At 51.1% G+C, this 13456-nt stretch carries 16 protein-coding genes; 1 reads left to right on the top strand and 15 read right to left on the bottom strand.

Features of this window, described 5'->3' with window-relative positions; translation table 11 throughout:
* Nucleotides 1-22: 22 nt before the first annotated feature.
* The 9 genes from GCWU000182_RS05070 to GCWU000182_RS05030 all read right to left on the bottom strand — a co-directional run bounded on the left by GCWU000182_RS05070 (nucleotide 23) and on the right by GCWU000182_RS05030 (nucleotide 6817).
* Entirely contained in the window at nucleotides 23-919 is an 897-nt protein-coding gene (locus tag GCWU000182_RS05070; RefSeq protein WP_023391709.1) for a sensor histidine kinase, read from the bottom strand.
* Nucleotides 919-1635: a response regulator transcription factor gene (locus GCWU000182_RS05065; RefSeq protein WP_023391708.1), complete on the bottom strand. Its 717-nt coding sequence runs from the start codon at nucleotides 1633-1635 to the stop codon at nucleotides 919-921. The genes GCWU000182_RS05070 and GCWU000182_RS05065 overlap by 1 nt, the downstream gene beginning before the upstream one ends.
* Nucleotides 1636-1668: 33 nt before the next feature.
* A complete protein-coding gene (locus tag GCWU000182_RS05060) occupies nucleotides 1669-3012 on the bottom strand; it encodes a low temperature requirement protein A (protein WP_023391707.1) in 1344 nt (447 codons plus the stop codon).
* Between the two features lie 18 nt (nucleotides 3013-3030).
* Entirely contained in the window at nucleotides 3031-3510 is a 480-nt protein-coding gene (locus GCWU000182_RS05055) for a GNAT family N-acetyltransferase (RefSeq protein WP_023391706.1), read from the bottom strand.
* A gap of 18 nt (nucleotides 3511-3528) precedes the next feature.
* Entirely contained in the window at nucleotides 3529-3984 is a 456-nt protein-coding gene (locus GCWU000182_RS05050; RefSeq protein WP_023391705.1) for a GNAT family N-acetyltransferase, read from the bottom strand.
* Nucleotides 3981-4316 carry a TfoX/Sxy family protein gene (locus GCWU000182_RS05045; RefSeq protein WP_023391704.1) on the bottom strand — a complete coding sequence of 112 codons (336 nt, stop codon included), beginning with the start codon at nucleotides 4314-4316 and terminating at the stop codon, nucleotides 3981-3983. Before GCWU000182_RS05045 ends, GCWU000182_RS05050 begins: the two co-directional genes overlap by 4 nt.
* Before the next feature lies 1 nt (nucleotide 4317).
* On the bottom strand, nucleotides 4318-4713 hold the full coding sequence (locus GCWU000182_RS05040; protein WP_023391703.1) for a hypothetical protein: 396 nt from the start codon (nucleotides 4711-4713) through the stop codon (nucleotides 4318-4320).
* Between the two features lies 1 nt (nucleotide 4714).
* Nucleotides 4715-6007 carry a DUF2130 domain-containing protein gene (locus GCWU000182_RS05035; RefSeq protein WP_023391702.1) on the bottom strand — a complete coding sequence of 431 codons (1293 nt, stop codon included), beginning with the start codon at nucleotides 6005-6007 and terminating at the stop codon, nucleotides 4715-4717.
* A 414-nt stretch (nucleotides 6008-6421) separates the two neighbouring features.
* On the bottom strand, nucleotides 6422-6817 hold the full coding sequence (locus GCWU000182_RS05030) for a hypothetical protein (RefSeq protein WP_023391700.1): 396 nt from the start codon (nucleotides 6815-6817) through the stop codon (nucleotides 6422-6424).
* 143 nt (nucleotides 6818-6960) lie between these two features.
* Between GCWU000182_RS05030 and GCWU000182_RS05025 the strand changes: the two genes are divergently transcribed.
* Entirely contained in the window at nucleotides 6961-7143 is a 183-nt protein-coding gene (locus tag GCWU000182_RS05025; protein WP_035364136.1) for a YdeI/OmpD-associated family protein, read from the top strand.
* A gap of 49 nt (nucleotides 7144-7192) precedes the next feature.
* Here the strand turns inward: GCWU000182_RS05025 and GCWU000182_RS05020 are convergent, their stop codons facing one another.
* The 6 genes from GCWU000182_RS05020 to GCWU000182_RS04995 all read right to left on the bottom strand — a co-directional run bounded on the left by GCWU000182_RS05020 (nucleotide 7193) and on the right by GCWU000182_RS04995 (nucleotide 13392).
* Nucleotides 7193-7645 (bottom strand): HIT family protein, encoded by a 453-nt coding sequence (locus GCWU000182_RS05020; RefSeq protein WP_035364134.1) that lies wholly within the window; start codon nucleotides 7643-7645, stop codon nucleotides 7193-7195.
* A gap of 94 nt (nucleotides 7646-7739) precedes the next feature.
* Complete coding sequence (locus tag GCWU000182_RS05015; protein WP_023391697.1) at nucleotides 7740-9074, bottom strand: sensor histidine kinase; 1335 nt, start codon at nucleotides 9072-9074, stop codon at nucleotides 7740-7742.
* The gene (locus GCWU000182_RS05010) at nucleotides 9071-9727 is read right to left on the bottom strand and encodes a response regulator transcription factor (protein ID WP_023391696.1); all 657 of its coding nucleotides are present in this window, start codon (nucleotides 9725-9727) and stop codon (nucleotides 9071-9073) included. Before GCWU000182_RS05010 ends, GCWU000182_RS05015 begins: the two co-directional genes overlap by 4 nt.
* Before the next feature lie 310 nt (nucleotides 9728-10037).
* A complete protein-coding gene (locus tag GCWU000182_RS05005; protein WP_023391695.1) occupies nucleotides 10038-11417 on the bottom strand; it encodes an ABC transporter permease in 1380 nt (459 codons plus the stop codon).
* A gap of 15 nt (nucleotides 11418-11432) precedes the next feature.
* Nucleotides 11433-12083, bottom strand: a complete 651-nt coding sequence (locus GCWU000182_RS05000; protein WP_035364132.1) for an ABC transporter ATP-binding protein — start codon at nucleotides 12081-12083, stop codon at nucleotides 11433-11435.
* A 13-nt stretch (nucleotides 12084-12096) separates the two neighbouring features.
* Nucleotides 12097-13392, bottom strand: coding sequence for an ABC transporter permease (locus tag GCWU000182_RS04995; RefSeq protein ID WP_023391693.1), 1296 nt, complete (start codon nucleotides 13390-13392; stop codon nucleotides 12097-12099).
* Between the last annotated feature and the right edge of the window lie 64 nt (nucleotides 13393-13456).

Here is a 13456-nt window from a genome sequence, read left to right as displayed (position 1 = left end):
TAATGTAAATCTATATATCCTATTATTTAGGGAGTAAAATTATTACAGAAAAATCTAGATTCTTACTACTCAATAGAAGATTCCCACCTAGTAATTGGATTACTTGCTGACTAATATAGAGCCCCAGGCCAGAAGAAGACTCGACTTCTGACAGGTTCTCTGAATAGAAGCGCTTGGTCAAGTAGCGGACCTGCTGGATGGGCTGGGCCATCTGGTTATCGAGGCGAATTTGCAGCTGGCCTGCTTGGAGGCTCAGGCTAATTCGCCCCTGACCCTTGCCATGTTTAAGCAAGTTGCCTAGCAGGTTCTGCAGGACCCTCACCAGAAGTTCTGGGTCGGTCTCTAGCCAGATAGGCCCTGGCGCCAGGTCCAAGTCGACGCTAAGCCCCGCTCTTTGGAAGGATTCATAGTAGGTCAAGGCCGTCTCCAACAAGAGCTGATGGACATCCACGCGCGCAAAGCTTGGCTTGACCTCGTGCTCCAAGACCCGGCGATAGTCCAAGAGGGCCTCTAGCCGACCTGAAACCTGCTTGAGTTGCTGATGGACCTTTTCCAAGGCCTGGACATCGGGTAGCTCTTGGGCTTTGACCTGCTTAAGGGCCTGCTGGGTATAACCCGAGGCAATGGTCAGCGGGGTCCGGATATCGTGGGCAATATTGCTGATGGCCTGGTCCAAATCCCGCCGCTCCTGTTGGCTGGTGAGCCGCTCGGCTTCCTGGTCCTTGAAGACTTCTTGGACAGCCTGGCTCAAGTCCACTAAAGTTCGACTCTGCTGGCTGAGACGCAGGCGCCCTTGGGATTTGGTCTGGCGCTTGGTCTCAATCTGCCGGGTCAGCTGGCGGACGGTGTAGGTTTGATGAAATAAATAGAGGATGGTCCCTAGCAGACAGAGGCCTAGGCCCAAGATAATTCCCAACATTAGGTCGCCTCCCCTCCTGGCCGGACGCCTTGAGCTAGGCGGACCCCCAGACCCCAGACTGTCTCAATATAATCCTGGCTATCATCCAGCTGGCTGATTTTCTTGCGCAGGTTGGACAGGTGAGTGTTAAGGGTATTGTCGCCCGGAATGAAGGCATCCTGCCAGACCAATTCATAGAGCAGCTCCTTGGTAAAAATCCGCTGGGGCTCGCCTAGCAAGGTAGTTAGAATGCCAAATTCCTTTTTAGACAGGCGGACTGCTTGGCCCTCCCGACTGATTTCAAAGCTATCAGGTTTGAGTTCTAGCTGGCCTAGACGGGTAATCGCCTGGCTTGGCTGACTGCTAGCGCCCGCCTCATGGCCGGCTGTCCGCAACTGGACGGCCACCCGGGCATAGAGCTCCTCGAAGTCGAAGGGCTTGACCATGTAGTCATTGGCCCCAGCCAGCAGCATCTGACTAATCAGCTTCTTATCTCCCAAGGCCGTCAGCATAATGACCGGCACCTGGCTGAAGGCCCGAATGGCCTCCAGGACCGCCTGGCCATTCATGCCCGGCAACATATAGTCCAGCAGAACCAAATCCACCGGCTGGGACTGGCAGTAAAGCAGCCCCTCGGTCCCGGCAAAGGCAGAGACCAGTTCATGTTCCTGGCCCAGGGACTGCTTAATCAGGGCATGGATGTCCTGGTTATCTTCGATAATCAATAGGCGTGCCATAGCGGCCTCCTTTCATGCGGGTCTTACTAAAGTTTAGTCTTGGCTTGGAGCCGGACTTTCAGCTTGTAGGTCTGCTTGGTCTTGCGATTCAGGTGTTTGAGCTGCCGGCACTTGAGCTGCGTCAGCTTCTGATTCAGCAGGTTCAGTTTCAAGCGCTACTTCTTCAGCCACTTCTGCTACAGGCTCAGCTTCTTTAGCCACTTCTGTTACAGGTGTTTCTTCAGTCGCCTCTAGTGCTTGACCTTGGTCACCCTCAACTGGCGCCCCTTCTAAGACGGGCACTGGCTCTTGTTCTGGCTTCTTAAGCAAGTATACTTGGCCGGCAAAAATCAAGCCAACCACCACTACTAGACGGACTAATTCCACGTCGTCTGTGGCAGGTGAACGCAAGGATAGGATCCATCCCACTAAGAGAGGTAGATAGATTTTCCATGTAGCAAAGCCACCCAAGAATTCAGGCTTTCTCTTAAAGCTCAGTAAGAGAATGCCCAGATAGTAAACAGCCAAGCCGGCATAGCTTAGGTCCACAATATGACTGATGCGCACATAAGGGGTCATAAAGCCACCCAAGGCAATAATGACAAGACTCAAGCCAATCATAATCACATAGTGGCTGTAAATAAAGCCAGCAGCTGACTGGTCGGCCCCTTGCGGCACCCGGTCGATTTGAACCTTATAGTGGAGAACGAGGCAGGCAACGAGGATAAGACCTAGTAAGGTGGTCGTCTCCAGAGATAGGAAGGTACCCAAGCTGAGGACAACCAAGCCGGCTGAGTACATCATGGTCATGAGCGAAGTACGGTCCTTCAACCGGTCGAAGTCCAGGGCTGGCACTTGGCGGTCACGCAAAAAGTAAAATGGCGCTAACCAGCCAGCTAGAATTGCTACTACCAAAGCAGCGACGCCCCATTCATAAGGCAACTTGGTGCCCAGCAGAAGCAAGACCCCTTGAGCCAAGAAAATCAAGCCATGACTAGCAGCAAAGTATTTGTTCTGGTCGTCCTGGGCCTTGAGCCATTGAAGGCCGTAGCGTAGGGCCAAACTGAGGCTGAGGAAGGCCAGGCATGCTGACAAGAGGACCCAGCTATCCTTCCAAGAAGCCGTATTGCCTTTAAAGAGGAAGAGGAAAACGGTCATATCGAAGAAATGACAGACATAGTCCAGGGGCCCTTCCTTCAAGTAACGATTGTTGTAAGCGGCTTGGCTGAACCAGACATAGAGAATGACCGACAGGGTCAGGGCAAAACGCCAGATCAGGTTGGTCTCCAGGGGATACTTGGTAATATCTGCTAACATATAGAGCAGAGTGAACAGGCCGGTAACAAAAACAAAATCATAAAAAATTTCTAAAACTGAAACGCGTTTGGTTTCTAACATGGCATTCACCTCATTTTATTAATTGGTTTTGAGATATTTGAGTCGAAGTAAGCAGGGATTCCATTCATCCCAGAGATCCGGGAAGATTTCTATGGCCTCATAGCCACAAGCCTGGTAGAAGGCATTGGTGGCATCATAAGCCTCATAGTAACCGGGCGCTACCGTCTTGACCTGCAGATAATGATAGCCCTGGCTGATCGCATAGTGCTCGGCCGCAGCCATGAGCTGGCGGCCTAGTCCCTGGCCCTGATGGGCCTTGAGGACGCCCATGCAGTGAATTTCCAGACAGACAGGCGACGTTTCTTGGAGGGTGATAAAGCCCCAGCCCTCCCCTGCTTGAAAGCAGACCCGGTCGCTGGCTTGGTCAATGTATTCCTGGGTAGAGTCTGGCAGACCAAACCATTCAGGCAGGTCGGCTAAGACCTTGGCCACTAGTTGTGAGCGGTCTTGACCTGCTTGCACTAATTGAATCACTGAAACGCGTTTGGTTTCTAACATGACATTCACCTCATTTTATTAATTGGTCTTGAGATACTTGAGTCGAAGTAAGCAGGGATTCCATTCATCCCAGAGATCCGGGAAGACTTCAATGGCCTCGTAGCCACAGGCCTGGTAGAAGGCATTAGTGGCATCATAAGCCTCATAATGGCCCGGGGCCACCGTCTTGACCTGCAGATAATGATAGCCCTGGCTGATAGCATAGTGCTCGGCCGCAGCCATGAGTTGTCGCCCCAGGCCCTGGCCCTGATGGGCTTTGAGGACGCCCATGCAGTGAATTTCCAGACAGACAGGGGAAGTTTCTTGGAGGGTGATAAAGCCCCAGCCCTCCCCAGCTTGAAAGCAGACCCGGTCGCTGGCCTGGTCAATGTATTCCTGGGTGGAGTCGGGCAGACCAAACCATTCAGGTAGGTCGGCCAAGACCTTGGCTACTAGTTGTGAGCGGTCTTGACCTGCTTGCACTAATTGAATCATGGCTTGTCCCCCTTTGGCTTTTTCTTAGGCTTGGGGGCCGGTAATTCAGGCCACATGGCTTCAAACAAAGCTAGGACATAGCCTGATTCCTCTAGGTCCTCCACCTCAATCATGGGCTTGGCACCCGGATAAGGAAGGACATTGGCTTCTTTGGCTAGGTAGGATAGGGCGGCAGGCACCGGCTTGACTAGCAGGCGGTTATCGTAGAGACCACCCACTAATTTGCCTTGATAGTAGAGCAGGTACTCGCCCATCATGGCCCGACTAGTAACATCTGGATCATGCTGGCAAAGGTCTAATATAAAGGCTAGATAATCCGGACTGGTAGCCATCTTAGTTCCCTCCTTTCAGATAGTCCTTAAGGTAGGTCAGATTGCCATAGGCTTCTAGCTCAAGAGGCTCAGTCGTCAAGACCATGCCTCGCCCGGCCAGGTCGCTTGGGACTTGGAAGGCCAGACCTAGACGGCCAGGCTCTTCTCCCGGCGCCCAGGCGATGTAGAGAGTCTTGAGGTAGCCGTAAGTGGCATCCTCGGACTGGAGGACGGTCTGGGCATAAGCATACCAGTCGCCGACCTTATAGAGTTGGTTGAGGATTTGGTCCAGATAGTCCTGGCTGACCTGCCGGCTGTCTGGCACCAAATGGGGCAAGAGGCGTAACTCTACGCTATCTTCGGCGATAGTGGGCAGATCAATCTTAACTGCCCCTAAACTTCTGAGTCCTTCTAACACCTTATCCCTCCTCTGTCTGATCCTTGGCTTGGTCCAAGGCCTGGAATTTGGCCTTCATGGTTGGGTTCTTACGGGTCAACTTCTTAACGCTGACATCGTCCAGCTTGTTGTTGGCCAGGCGTAGTTGGTTCTCGCTGGTCAGCAGGGCCGTTTTCACGGCCTCCATGCGCTTGATGGCCTTGTCGATTTCCTCGATGGCCTTGGCGAAGTTGTTGCTGGCCGAGTTATAGTTTTTGGCAAAGGCCACTTTGAAGGCGTTGAGGTCTTCTTCAAAATGGGTAATGTCAATATTCTGCTCCCGCATCTGGGCCAGTTCCTGCTTGTAATGGAGGGCATTCATGGCCGCATTGCGCAGGAGGGTAATCATAGGCAGGAAGAATTGCGGCCGGATGACATACATCTTGTCGTAGACATAGGACACATCGACAATCCCGCTATTATAGAGCTCATTGTCGGCTTCCAACAGACTAACTAGAATGGCATACTCGCAGCCCTTCTCCCGCCGGTCCTTATCTAGCTCCTTGAAGAATTGCTCGTTCTTCTTCTTGCTGGCAGTATCGTCGCCTTCGTTCTTCATCTCAAACATAATGGAGAGGATTTCGACACCCTGGTCATCATACTCGCGGTAGATATAGTCCCCCTTGGACCCCGTCCGCGCATCATTGTCCTTACCGAACTGTGCCTTGGGAAACATACCCATGCGGTTACGGTTAAATTCATACTCGCAGTGCTGTTCCAGGCTCTCGCCAATCATCTTGGTGGACTGCTTGGCCTTGAAGTCCTTGTAAAACTCAATGGTTTCGTCCTTCTTGCGCAGCTCCAATTCGTACTTCTCTTGATCAGCCTTGCGGGACAGCTGGGCTTCCTTCTCTTGCAAGGCTAGCTGGTTGGCGACCGCATCGCGTTCCTTCTCCAACTGGGTCTTGGCCGCTTGCAGGGCTTGTTGATGCTCCAACTGAGCCTGCTTGAGCTGGAATTCCAGAGCTTGAATGGCCTGATCCTTGGCCGTCAACTGGCCTTGGAGGGCGGTCTCGGTTTCCTTTTGAATCAGGGCCTTCTCCGTTTCAAATTGTTGGATTTGATGTTGCAGCTGACTCAGTTCCTGGTCCTTCTGGGCCCGCAAAGCCTGCTCCTGGTTCTGATAGCGCTGCTCGGCCAAGTCTAGGGCCTGATGAAGGCGAGCTTGCACTTCGGCATCAAATTCAGCCGTCCGCACCTGGGCCAGCAACTCGCTATATTGGGTTTCATTAATGGTAAAGTGGGTCCCGCAATGGGGACACTGGATTTCTTTCATATAAAACGGGGACTCCTTTCATCACTTTGTCTCCTCTATTATAACAAAAAAAGCCCCCGGCTTGTAGTGGGAGCTAGCCTTGGACAAGGGGCGCCTGCCTATTATTCGTGAATTGTAAGCGCCAAACTTGTAAAGGGCTTGGTGTCAGTTTAGTGAGGTCTCAACCTCTGGCCTTGCTTAGCCAATCTTGGCTAGGGAGCGGGACCGGCTTCAGCCAGCCTGCAGCTGTCTTCCACTTTGCTGGTCTATGGTGGCCTAAGTCGCTCCGCTCCAAGGCCACTCATAGGCCCAGCATCCTAGGCGCTCCTAGCTAAAGATTGGGCGCAAGGCCGCCGGTTGACAATCAAGCGAAGACATAAAAAATGGCGGTATCACTACCGCCATTGGCAACTTGCAACTAAGCAAGTCTATTTTTTAATTATTTTTAGCTTCTTCCACGTAACTATGGAAGAGCGAAGCATAGTGGTCATATTGATCCGGATAGCCCTTGCGCAAGTTACGCAGAAAAGCCCGTTTGACTGGCGTCGTATAACGGAAATGAATGTAGAAGAGAGCAATAAGCCCTGCACCAAGAAAACCGACAAGGGATGAAAGGGTAGACCCAAAACCGGTACCCGGCTTGCTTAAGTATAACCCCCCTGCCGCTACAAACAGAAACGCCATAATAATAATGACCCACTTAAAGTTCTTGTCTAGGCGCGCCTGCACCTCTGCTAATTCTAGAATCACACCTTGTAACTCGCCATCTGTATAGACTCCCTCACGTAGGTTACGCGCCGCGTCACGAGAGAGTACTGTCCGTGTTGCCATAGTTGAATCCACTCCTTTAGTTTTGGATAGTCTCAATATAGCATTTTTAGGCCTTAAATTCAAGATTTGTAGGCTTTCAAGCCCTCTTTCTGGCTTGCCCTAAGGCCCCTTGTTATACTAAAAGGCAAAGGAGGAGGATGAAGATGTCCACAAGTTCTTACACCAGTCAAAGCCTAGCGCCGCTACTACCTGAGCCAGTCAGACAACATTTTCTCAGTCTACCCCCTAGTCACCAAGCCGAATGGCTTACGTACCTCAACGAAGCCAAGCAGGAAGTCACTAAGGAGCGTCGCCTGGCCAAGATGATTGACCAATTAACCCCATAAAATCAAAAAATACAGGCATCTCTGTCATGATGCCTGTATTTTTTTGCCTTTATCGTTCTAAGGCCTCTAGCAGTGTCTGGCGCATCTGGGACAGCTCGGGCTCCTGCAGTCGCACTGCCTCATCCGTCATTTCCTCAAAGGGCACCCACCAGACGGGCCCGCTCCCCTGGTGGCCGTAGGTCCCCATATCGCCGGCGCAACGTGGAAATAGATGCCAGTGTAGGTGAGCATCGCCATTGCCTAGCAATTCGACATTCATCTTCTCTGCCCCAAAGGCCTTGGCCACCGCTTCTTGAACCTGACTCATTTCAGCCAGGAAGGCTAACCTAGTCTCAGGGTCTAAGTCATGTAGCTCCCGCACATGCTGCTTGGCTAGGAAGAGCGTGTAGCCCTTGAAGTATTGGTGGTCACCCAAGACCACATAGCCAGTGGACAGTTCCTTGACTAGGTAAGGATTGCTGCCTTCCCTAATCATCTCAATTCGTTGACAAATTAAACACATGGTCTAGGCTCCTTTACTACACTATTGCTTTGACCCAATTATAGCATAAGTCACTCTCCCATTCAAAAAAAGCGCCCTAGGGCGCTTTTCTTTTCTAATCCTCCAGCACTTCCAGCTCAAAGCGCATGCCGCCTTCAATGGCATAGAAGTCATGGGCAATATGATAATTTTCCAGCAGATTATGAACCATATAGAGCCCCAAACCGGTCCCCTTATTGCCCTGCTGGTCGCTGTCCTGGTGACTAAAAATGTCATAGGCTGACTGAAGGGCTTGGTCAGACATAGGCTGACAAGGATTCTCAATTCTTAGCTTCTGCCCCTCACGATAGATGCGGATGGTGCCGCCGGGTGTGGAGTAGCGGACCGCATTGCTCATGAGGTTGGAGAAGACCTTGCGGAAGGCTGACTCACTCATAGCCAGGGTGGCCTGGTCGAGTTGATAGTCAATCTTCAAGTGCTGAGCCTGAGCCAGGACTTCATAGTCAGCCAGCACCTGAGGCACAATGGTCGCCACATCCAGTGGTCCTGTCTCGGCCTGCCATTCTTGCAGCTTGGAGAGTTCCAGAATTTCCTTGACTAGGCCAGATAATTGGTCGACCTTGAGCATGGCCTCATCCAAATAAGTGTCCCGGTCGGCATACTTGCCTACCTTCCAGCGCATATTTTCTAGCATAATTCGCAGACCGGCCAAAGGCGTCTTGAGTTCGTGGGAAGCACTGCGCAGGAAGTCGACCTTGAGCTTCTCTAACTCTACCATGCGCTGGTTCTTCTCTTCTAGTTCATCAATAACAGCTAAAAGATGTCCATAGAGCTCGTTGATTTGTCGCTCCATCATGCCCAGCTCATCCTGGCGGATATTAGCAAAGAAGGCCGTCCGGTCCAACTGTTTCATGCGCCCAGTCATGACCGCCATACGACTGAGGGGCCGGGACAGGCTGCGAGCGTAGACATAGGCTACCACCACTGCCAAAGCCACCGAGCCCCCCAGGGACATAGGCAGCAAGGTCAGGGTCACCCGTGTGGCCTGGCGGACCACTTCTGTAGTGGCAACAAACTGAACTAGCAGGCGTTTCTTATCCCGCGTCACCACTTCCCGCTCTTCGATAATGACCGAGTTCTGGTCACTGTCCTGATTATAGTTGAGGTTACGGCCTAAAGTCTTAGTATAGCTCGAGCCTTGTGGCTGCATAAAGGCTGTAATGCCCTCATTCTTAGCATAGACTTCCAGGGCTGTCTCCACTTCGGCTTCCTCTACTTCGGCCAGGTTTTGGACCATGGCATCGGCCTTGTGGCTCAAGTCGGTCTGGCGATCATTGAGATAGAAATGAGGAAAGACCAAATAAATGGAGAGATGGGCCACTGCCACCAAGGCTAGCAAGATGGAGATGGTCCAGATAAAAATTTTCGGAAATAAACTTAGTCGTTTCATTTTAGCTCCAATTTATAGCCCACATTTTTGACCGTGACAATACAATCCAATCCTAAGTTTTTGCGCAATTGCTTGATATAGACGTCCACTACCCGGTCAAAAGGTGGATCATCCTGATTGGCCCAGACATGGTCGAGAATTTGCGCCCGACTGAGGACTTGGCCTTGGTGGTCCAGCAAGAGCTTGAGAACTGCCAGCTCCTTAGGCTTGGTATCCGCCACTTCCCCCTTATAAGTCGCTTCATAGCTGGAGAAGTTGACCTTGCTGTCCTTGTATTCCCAGATGTCAAACTCGCCGTAATGGCGCTTGAGCAAGGCTTCAATGCGCTTAGCCAGTAGGGCCAGGGAGAAAGGCTTCTGAATATAGCCATCCACCAGCAAGTCGAAGGTCTTAATTTGGGCTTCTTCATCAGCTACCGCTGTCAACATGAGGACCGGCACTGTACTGGTTTTACGGATTTCTGCTAAGACTTCAAAGCCATTTTTCTTAGGCATCATAATATCTAAGAGGACCAGATCCACGGATACCTCCCCAAAGAGGTCCAGGGCTTCTTGGCCATCAGCCGCCTCCCAAACAAAGTAGCCTTGACTGCGGAGAAATTCGCTGACTCCTTCGCGGATGGCTGCTTCGTCTTCTACAATCATCAGATTCATGGGCGCACTTCCTTTCACATTAAAATCTTAAGTCAATTATACCATAGAAAGTAGGATTAGCCTGCGCAAACCCTACTTTCCATGGTAAAAAATATGATGGACTTCCTAGCCTACACTTGAACCAAATTCTGAACATTATCTACAAATGGAAGTCCCTTAGGTGGAGAATAAAGGGGTATCTAGAACCCCTCATAGGCCGGTCAAGGCGTCATTGCTTGGACTGAGTGACGAGAGTATGTAAGTAACAATGACGGCGACTTGGCCGGTCTATGAGGAGTTCTCGATGACGAGAACTCACCCACTTATTGGCCTATTGATGGTCGGCCAAGAGTGATTTAGGTTGCTTACGCATGAGGGTAATGGAAGCCAATAGTACAGCTACCAGGATGACCACTAAGCCTAAGGCTACTACCCAAACCATATCCATGGCTTGTACTTGGATGGATAATTCGGTCAAGGTCTTGTTGAAGCTATCGATGGCTGCCCCGCCCCCAAGCGTTGTATTCTTAGCTTCAGTTGCCAATTGTTGGCCGATGCTTTGGTTGACGCTGCCCAGAATGGTATTGCCTACCCATTGGCTGACAGGTCCACCTAGGAGGAAGGCTCCCACAAAGCTTGCTAGACTGACCATGAGGACTTCGACTAGGAATTGAGCCAAGATTTGTGGCTTGGTCATCCCTAGGGAGAGACGAATCCCCATTTCCTTACGACGACCGTTCATCCAGAGGAAGAGGATCAACATGAGAACAACACCTGAGAAGATCAGGCTACCCAAGAGTAACTTGTCGGTCATGCCATAGACTAAACCAATTGATTTTTGCAAGGATGGGAAGTTTTGGCTGCTCTTAACCAAGCTGTATGCCCGCCAGTTAATGGACAACTTCTTAGCTTCAGACATAATCTTGTCTAAGTCATGGTTACCGTCGACGAAGAAGCTAGCATCTTGATAGATAGCCGTTTCGTCGGTATATCCGTAGAGCTTTTGAGTGGTCCCTAAGTCGGTCAGTAGGTTGTTTTGGTAGAGCTCTTGGATGGCCGTTACCCCACCCTTGTTTTTCCCGCTGAAGGTCCCTACGATCGTAACTTCAGTCGTTTCATTGGCTTGCTTTTCATTATCGGCATCATAGATGTTGGACTTGAGCTTGAGCGTGTCCCCTACCTTGAGGCCGTTCTTCTTAGCAAATTCTTCGTGGACCATGGCCACGTTCTTGTCCTCAGGCTTAATGTGACGGCCTTCAACTAGCTTGAAGGTTTCGGCACTAAAGCGATCGTCCAAGGAAGAGTCATTGGTCCCAGTCAACATAGCTGCCTTACCGAAGCGACGTTGACGGTCGGCATCAATTCGTGGCAGGCCATCTTGGGAAACCAGTTCCTTGTCGACTAAGTCGGCCACAATCCCCATACGTTTGACTACTTGGCTAATGCCATCTAGGCCTTGAATGGCCGCGATGTCCTTACCACGCAAGTTCCCACTCCCGCGGTTGGTCCCTTGGTTGTTACGGCGATCGATTTCCATCGAGAAGGAAGAGCTGATGCCCTTGAAGGTTTCTTTGGAGGCCACGTCGGTTGCCCGCTTAACAGCCAAACTACTTAAGGAAACAGTGGACATGACTAAGAGAATAAGGAAGATAATCAGAGTCTTAAATTTTTTACGCCAGACATAGGCCCAAGCATTATTCAATAAACGCATTGTGCTTCCCCCTCTCTACTTCACTTTATGTCCGTTAGCAGCTTTCAGCTTACCATGGCTGAGTTCTAGAACCGTATCGGCTGCCTCTGCCACTTGTGGGCTGTGGGTCACGACGATGACACATTTGCCTCGTTCATGGGCAGCTTGACGTAAAATGTCGATGATTTCTTGGGCGGTCCCTTCGTCCAAGTTACCGGTTGGCTCATCCGCTAAGATGATTGGCGCCTCGCTGGCCAAAGCCCGGGCGATAGCCACCCGTTGTTGTTGACCACCAGATAACTTGAGGACGTTACGATGAATTAAGTCTTGGCCCAAGCCTAGTTGTAAGAGCAAGTCTTCGCTAGCTTCCGCATTGGCTAGGCGCACATTTTCTAGTGGCGTCAAGTAGTCAATCAGGTTGTAGTTTTGGAAGACCAAGCAAATATTGTGGCGGCGGTGGGCGCTATAGGACTCTTGGGCAATGTCCTTGCCTTGGAAGAGGACTTTACCTTTGGTTGGGCTATCTAAGCCTGCCAAGAGGGATAAGAAGGTCGACTTACCAGCCCCGGATTTACCCACGACAGCGTAGAAGGTGCCGGCATCAAATTTGGCGTCTAATTCCTTGAGGACACTCTCTTGTGCCCCTTCATAACGATAGTAAATGTTGTCTAATTTCAATAATGTCATCATGATCACTTCCTTAACTGAGTTGTCCTAGGATTTCCTTAGGTTTTTTGGTGAGAATTAAGCCGGCACAAGCCATGACCGCTACTACGATAATGAGGAGGACGACGCCATAACTTGTTGCGACTAGGCCAGCCTGCCAAGTTGGGGCAGCGGCCGCGAAGAGTTTGCGGACCTGATCTGGCAGGTCATTGGAGACTAAGAGGCTGGAGAAGAAACTGTTAGCCAGTGGATAAGCCACTGCGGCCGCGATGGCCCAGGCCCCAATGGATAGGCCCCAGAGCTCTAGCAGGATTTGGCCAATGATTTGGCCTTTGGAAATCCCGATTGAGAGCAGAATGCCGAATTCATGCACTCGTTCCCGCAAGCAGAAGAGCAAGACTAGGAAGAGGGTAATCACACTGACCACTAAGACCGCGCCGGTCATGAGGTTCATGAGGGACTGGAAGCTAGCGATAGGCGCTGCCACCTGGTCAAAGGCTTGACTGTTGGCTGTCAATTGGGTTTGGTCCCAATCCAGCGACAAGGCCTTAACGCGGCTAATAACTTGGTCTAGTTCCTTAGGATTTTTCACCCGATACTGAGCCAGACGTACTTGATAGTCGTCTGCTTGCCGCCCGTAGAGGGCCTGACTGCTAGCGTAGTCTGTGTAGAGCCGGTTTTCAGTCAAATCGGAGCTGAGCCCGGTGAAGGTCTCACTGCGTTTCCCGCTATAGATCCCGACAATCTCGAATTCCTTGGCCTCCCCGTCCTTGGCTTCCCCACCTTCTGTTAGCTGGGTGCCCTTGAGACTAATCTTGTCGCCTAGCTGGAGCTTGTTAGCTTCGGCAAAGGCCTCGTGGACCATGACCTTGTCTTTGTCATCTGGCGTCAAGTGGCGCCCTTGGCTGAGGGTCAAGGCCCCGCTCGCAAAATCTAAGTCGGTCTGACTGTCTTGGCGACCTTGAATGGATAAGAGCTGATTAAAGATATCGTCGCCTTGGTCACGTTGCACGGCTTGTTGGGCCTGAATGACTTGGCCGGACTCAAACTTGGCCAGCCCTTCTGATTGGTACTGAACGTCTGCAATTCCCTCTACTTGAGCCACTTGACTGATATCCGACTCTTTCATACCTGCCTGCAAGCCCTGACCTTGGAGCTGGAATCCCGCATTGGAGAGGGACAGGAGTTTATCTTGAACTTGTTGGGTGCTAATCTGAATCGCGAAAACAGCTAAGACAGCGGTCGTGATCAGAGATAAGATGAGGAAAAGCAGCCCTACTCTGACTCGCTTACGGCTGACATAGGCCCAAGCACGCTGATACCATTTCATACGAGTCACTTCCTTTCTGCTGATTAAGAACTAACTATAGTATGCAACCCCTGTGTGAAGTTGA

The sequence above is a fragment of the Abiotrophia defectiva ATCC 49176 genome (assembly GCF_000160075.2).
Taxonomy (GTDB): domain Bacteria; phylum Bacillota; class Bacilli; order Lactobacillales; family Aerococcaceae; genus Abiotrophia; species Abiotrophia defectiva.
Note: the sequence above shows the minus strand (reverse complement) of the source record. Positions and strands in the feature narration are given on the sequence as shown.

Bases quoted from the DNA above. Each gene is read 5' to 3' on its own strand.
- GCWU000182_RS05020 (WP_035364134.1), bottom strand. From the start codon at position 7,645: ATGTGTTTAATTTGTCAACGAATTGAGATGATTAGGGAAGGCAGCAAT.
- GCWU000182_RS05010 (WP_023391696.1), bottom strand. From the start codon at position 9,727: ATGAATCTGATGATTGTAGAAGACGAAGCAGCCATCCGCGAAGGAGTC.
- GCWU000182_RS05065 (WP_023391708.1), bottom strand. From the start codon at position 1,635: ATGGCACGCCTATTGATTATCGAAGATAACCAGGACATCCATGCCCTG.
- GCWU000182_RS05055 (WP_023391706.1), bottom strand. From the start codon at position 3,510: ATGTTAGAAACCAAACGCGTTTCAGTGATTCAATTAGTGCAAGCAGGT.
- GCWU000182_RS05005 (WP_023391695.1), bottom strand. From the start codon at position 11,417: ATGCGTTTATTGAATAATGCTTGGGCCTATGTCTGGCGTAAAAAATTT.
- GCWU000182_RS05060 (WP_023391707.1), bottom strand. From the start codon at position 3,012: ATGTTAGAAACCAAACGCGTTTCAGTTTTAGAAATTTTTTATGATTTT.
- GCWU000182_RS04995 (WP_023391693.1), bottom strand. From the start codon at position 13,392: ATGAAATGGTATCAGCGTGCTTGGGCCTATGTCAGCCGTAAGCGAGTC.
- GCWU000182_RS05070 (WP_023391709.1), bottom strand. From the start codon at position 919: ATGTTGGGAATTATCTTGGGCCTAGGCCTCTGTCTGCTAGGGACCATC.
- GCWU000182_RS05025 (WP_035364136.1), top strand. From the start codon at position 6,961: ATGTCCACAAGTTCTTACACCAGTCAAAGCCTAGCGCCGCTACTACCT.
- GCWU000182_RS05050 (WP_023391705.1), bottom strand. From the start codon at position 3,984: ATGATTCAATTAGTGCAAGCAGGTCAAGACCGCTCACAACTAGTAGCC.
- GCWU000182_RS05035 (WP_023391702.1), bottom strand. From the start codon at position 6,007: ATGAAAGAAATCCAGTGTCCCCATTGCGGGACCCACTTTACCATTAAT.
- GCWU000182_RS05000 (WP_035364132.1), bottom strand. From the start codon at position 12,083: ATGACATTATTGAAATTAGACAACATTTACTATCGTTATGAAGGGGCA.
- GCWU000182_RS05030 (WP_023391700.1), bottom strand. From the start codon at position 6,817: ATGGCAACACGGACAGTACTCTCTCGTGACGCGGCGCGTAACCTACGT.
- GCWU000182_RS05015 (WP_023391697.1), bottom strand. From the start codon at position 9,074: ATGAAACGACTAAGTTTATTTCCGAAAATTTTTATCTGGACCATCTCC.
- GCWU000182_RS05045 (WP_023391704.1), bottom strand. From the start codon at position 4,316: ATGGCTACCAGTCCGGATTATCTAGCCTTTATATTAGACCTTTGCCAG.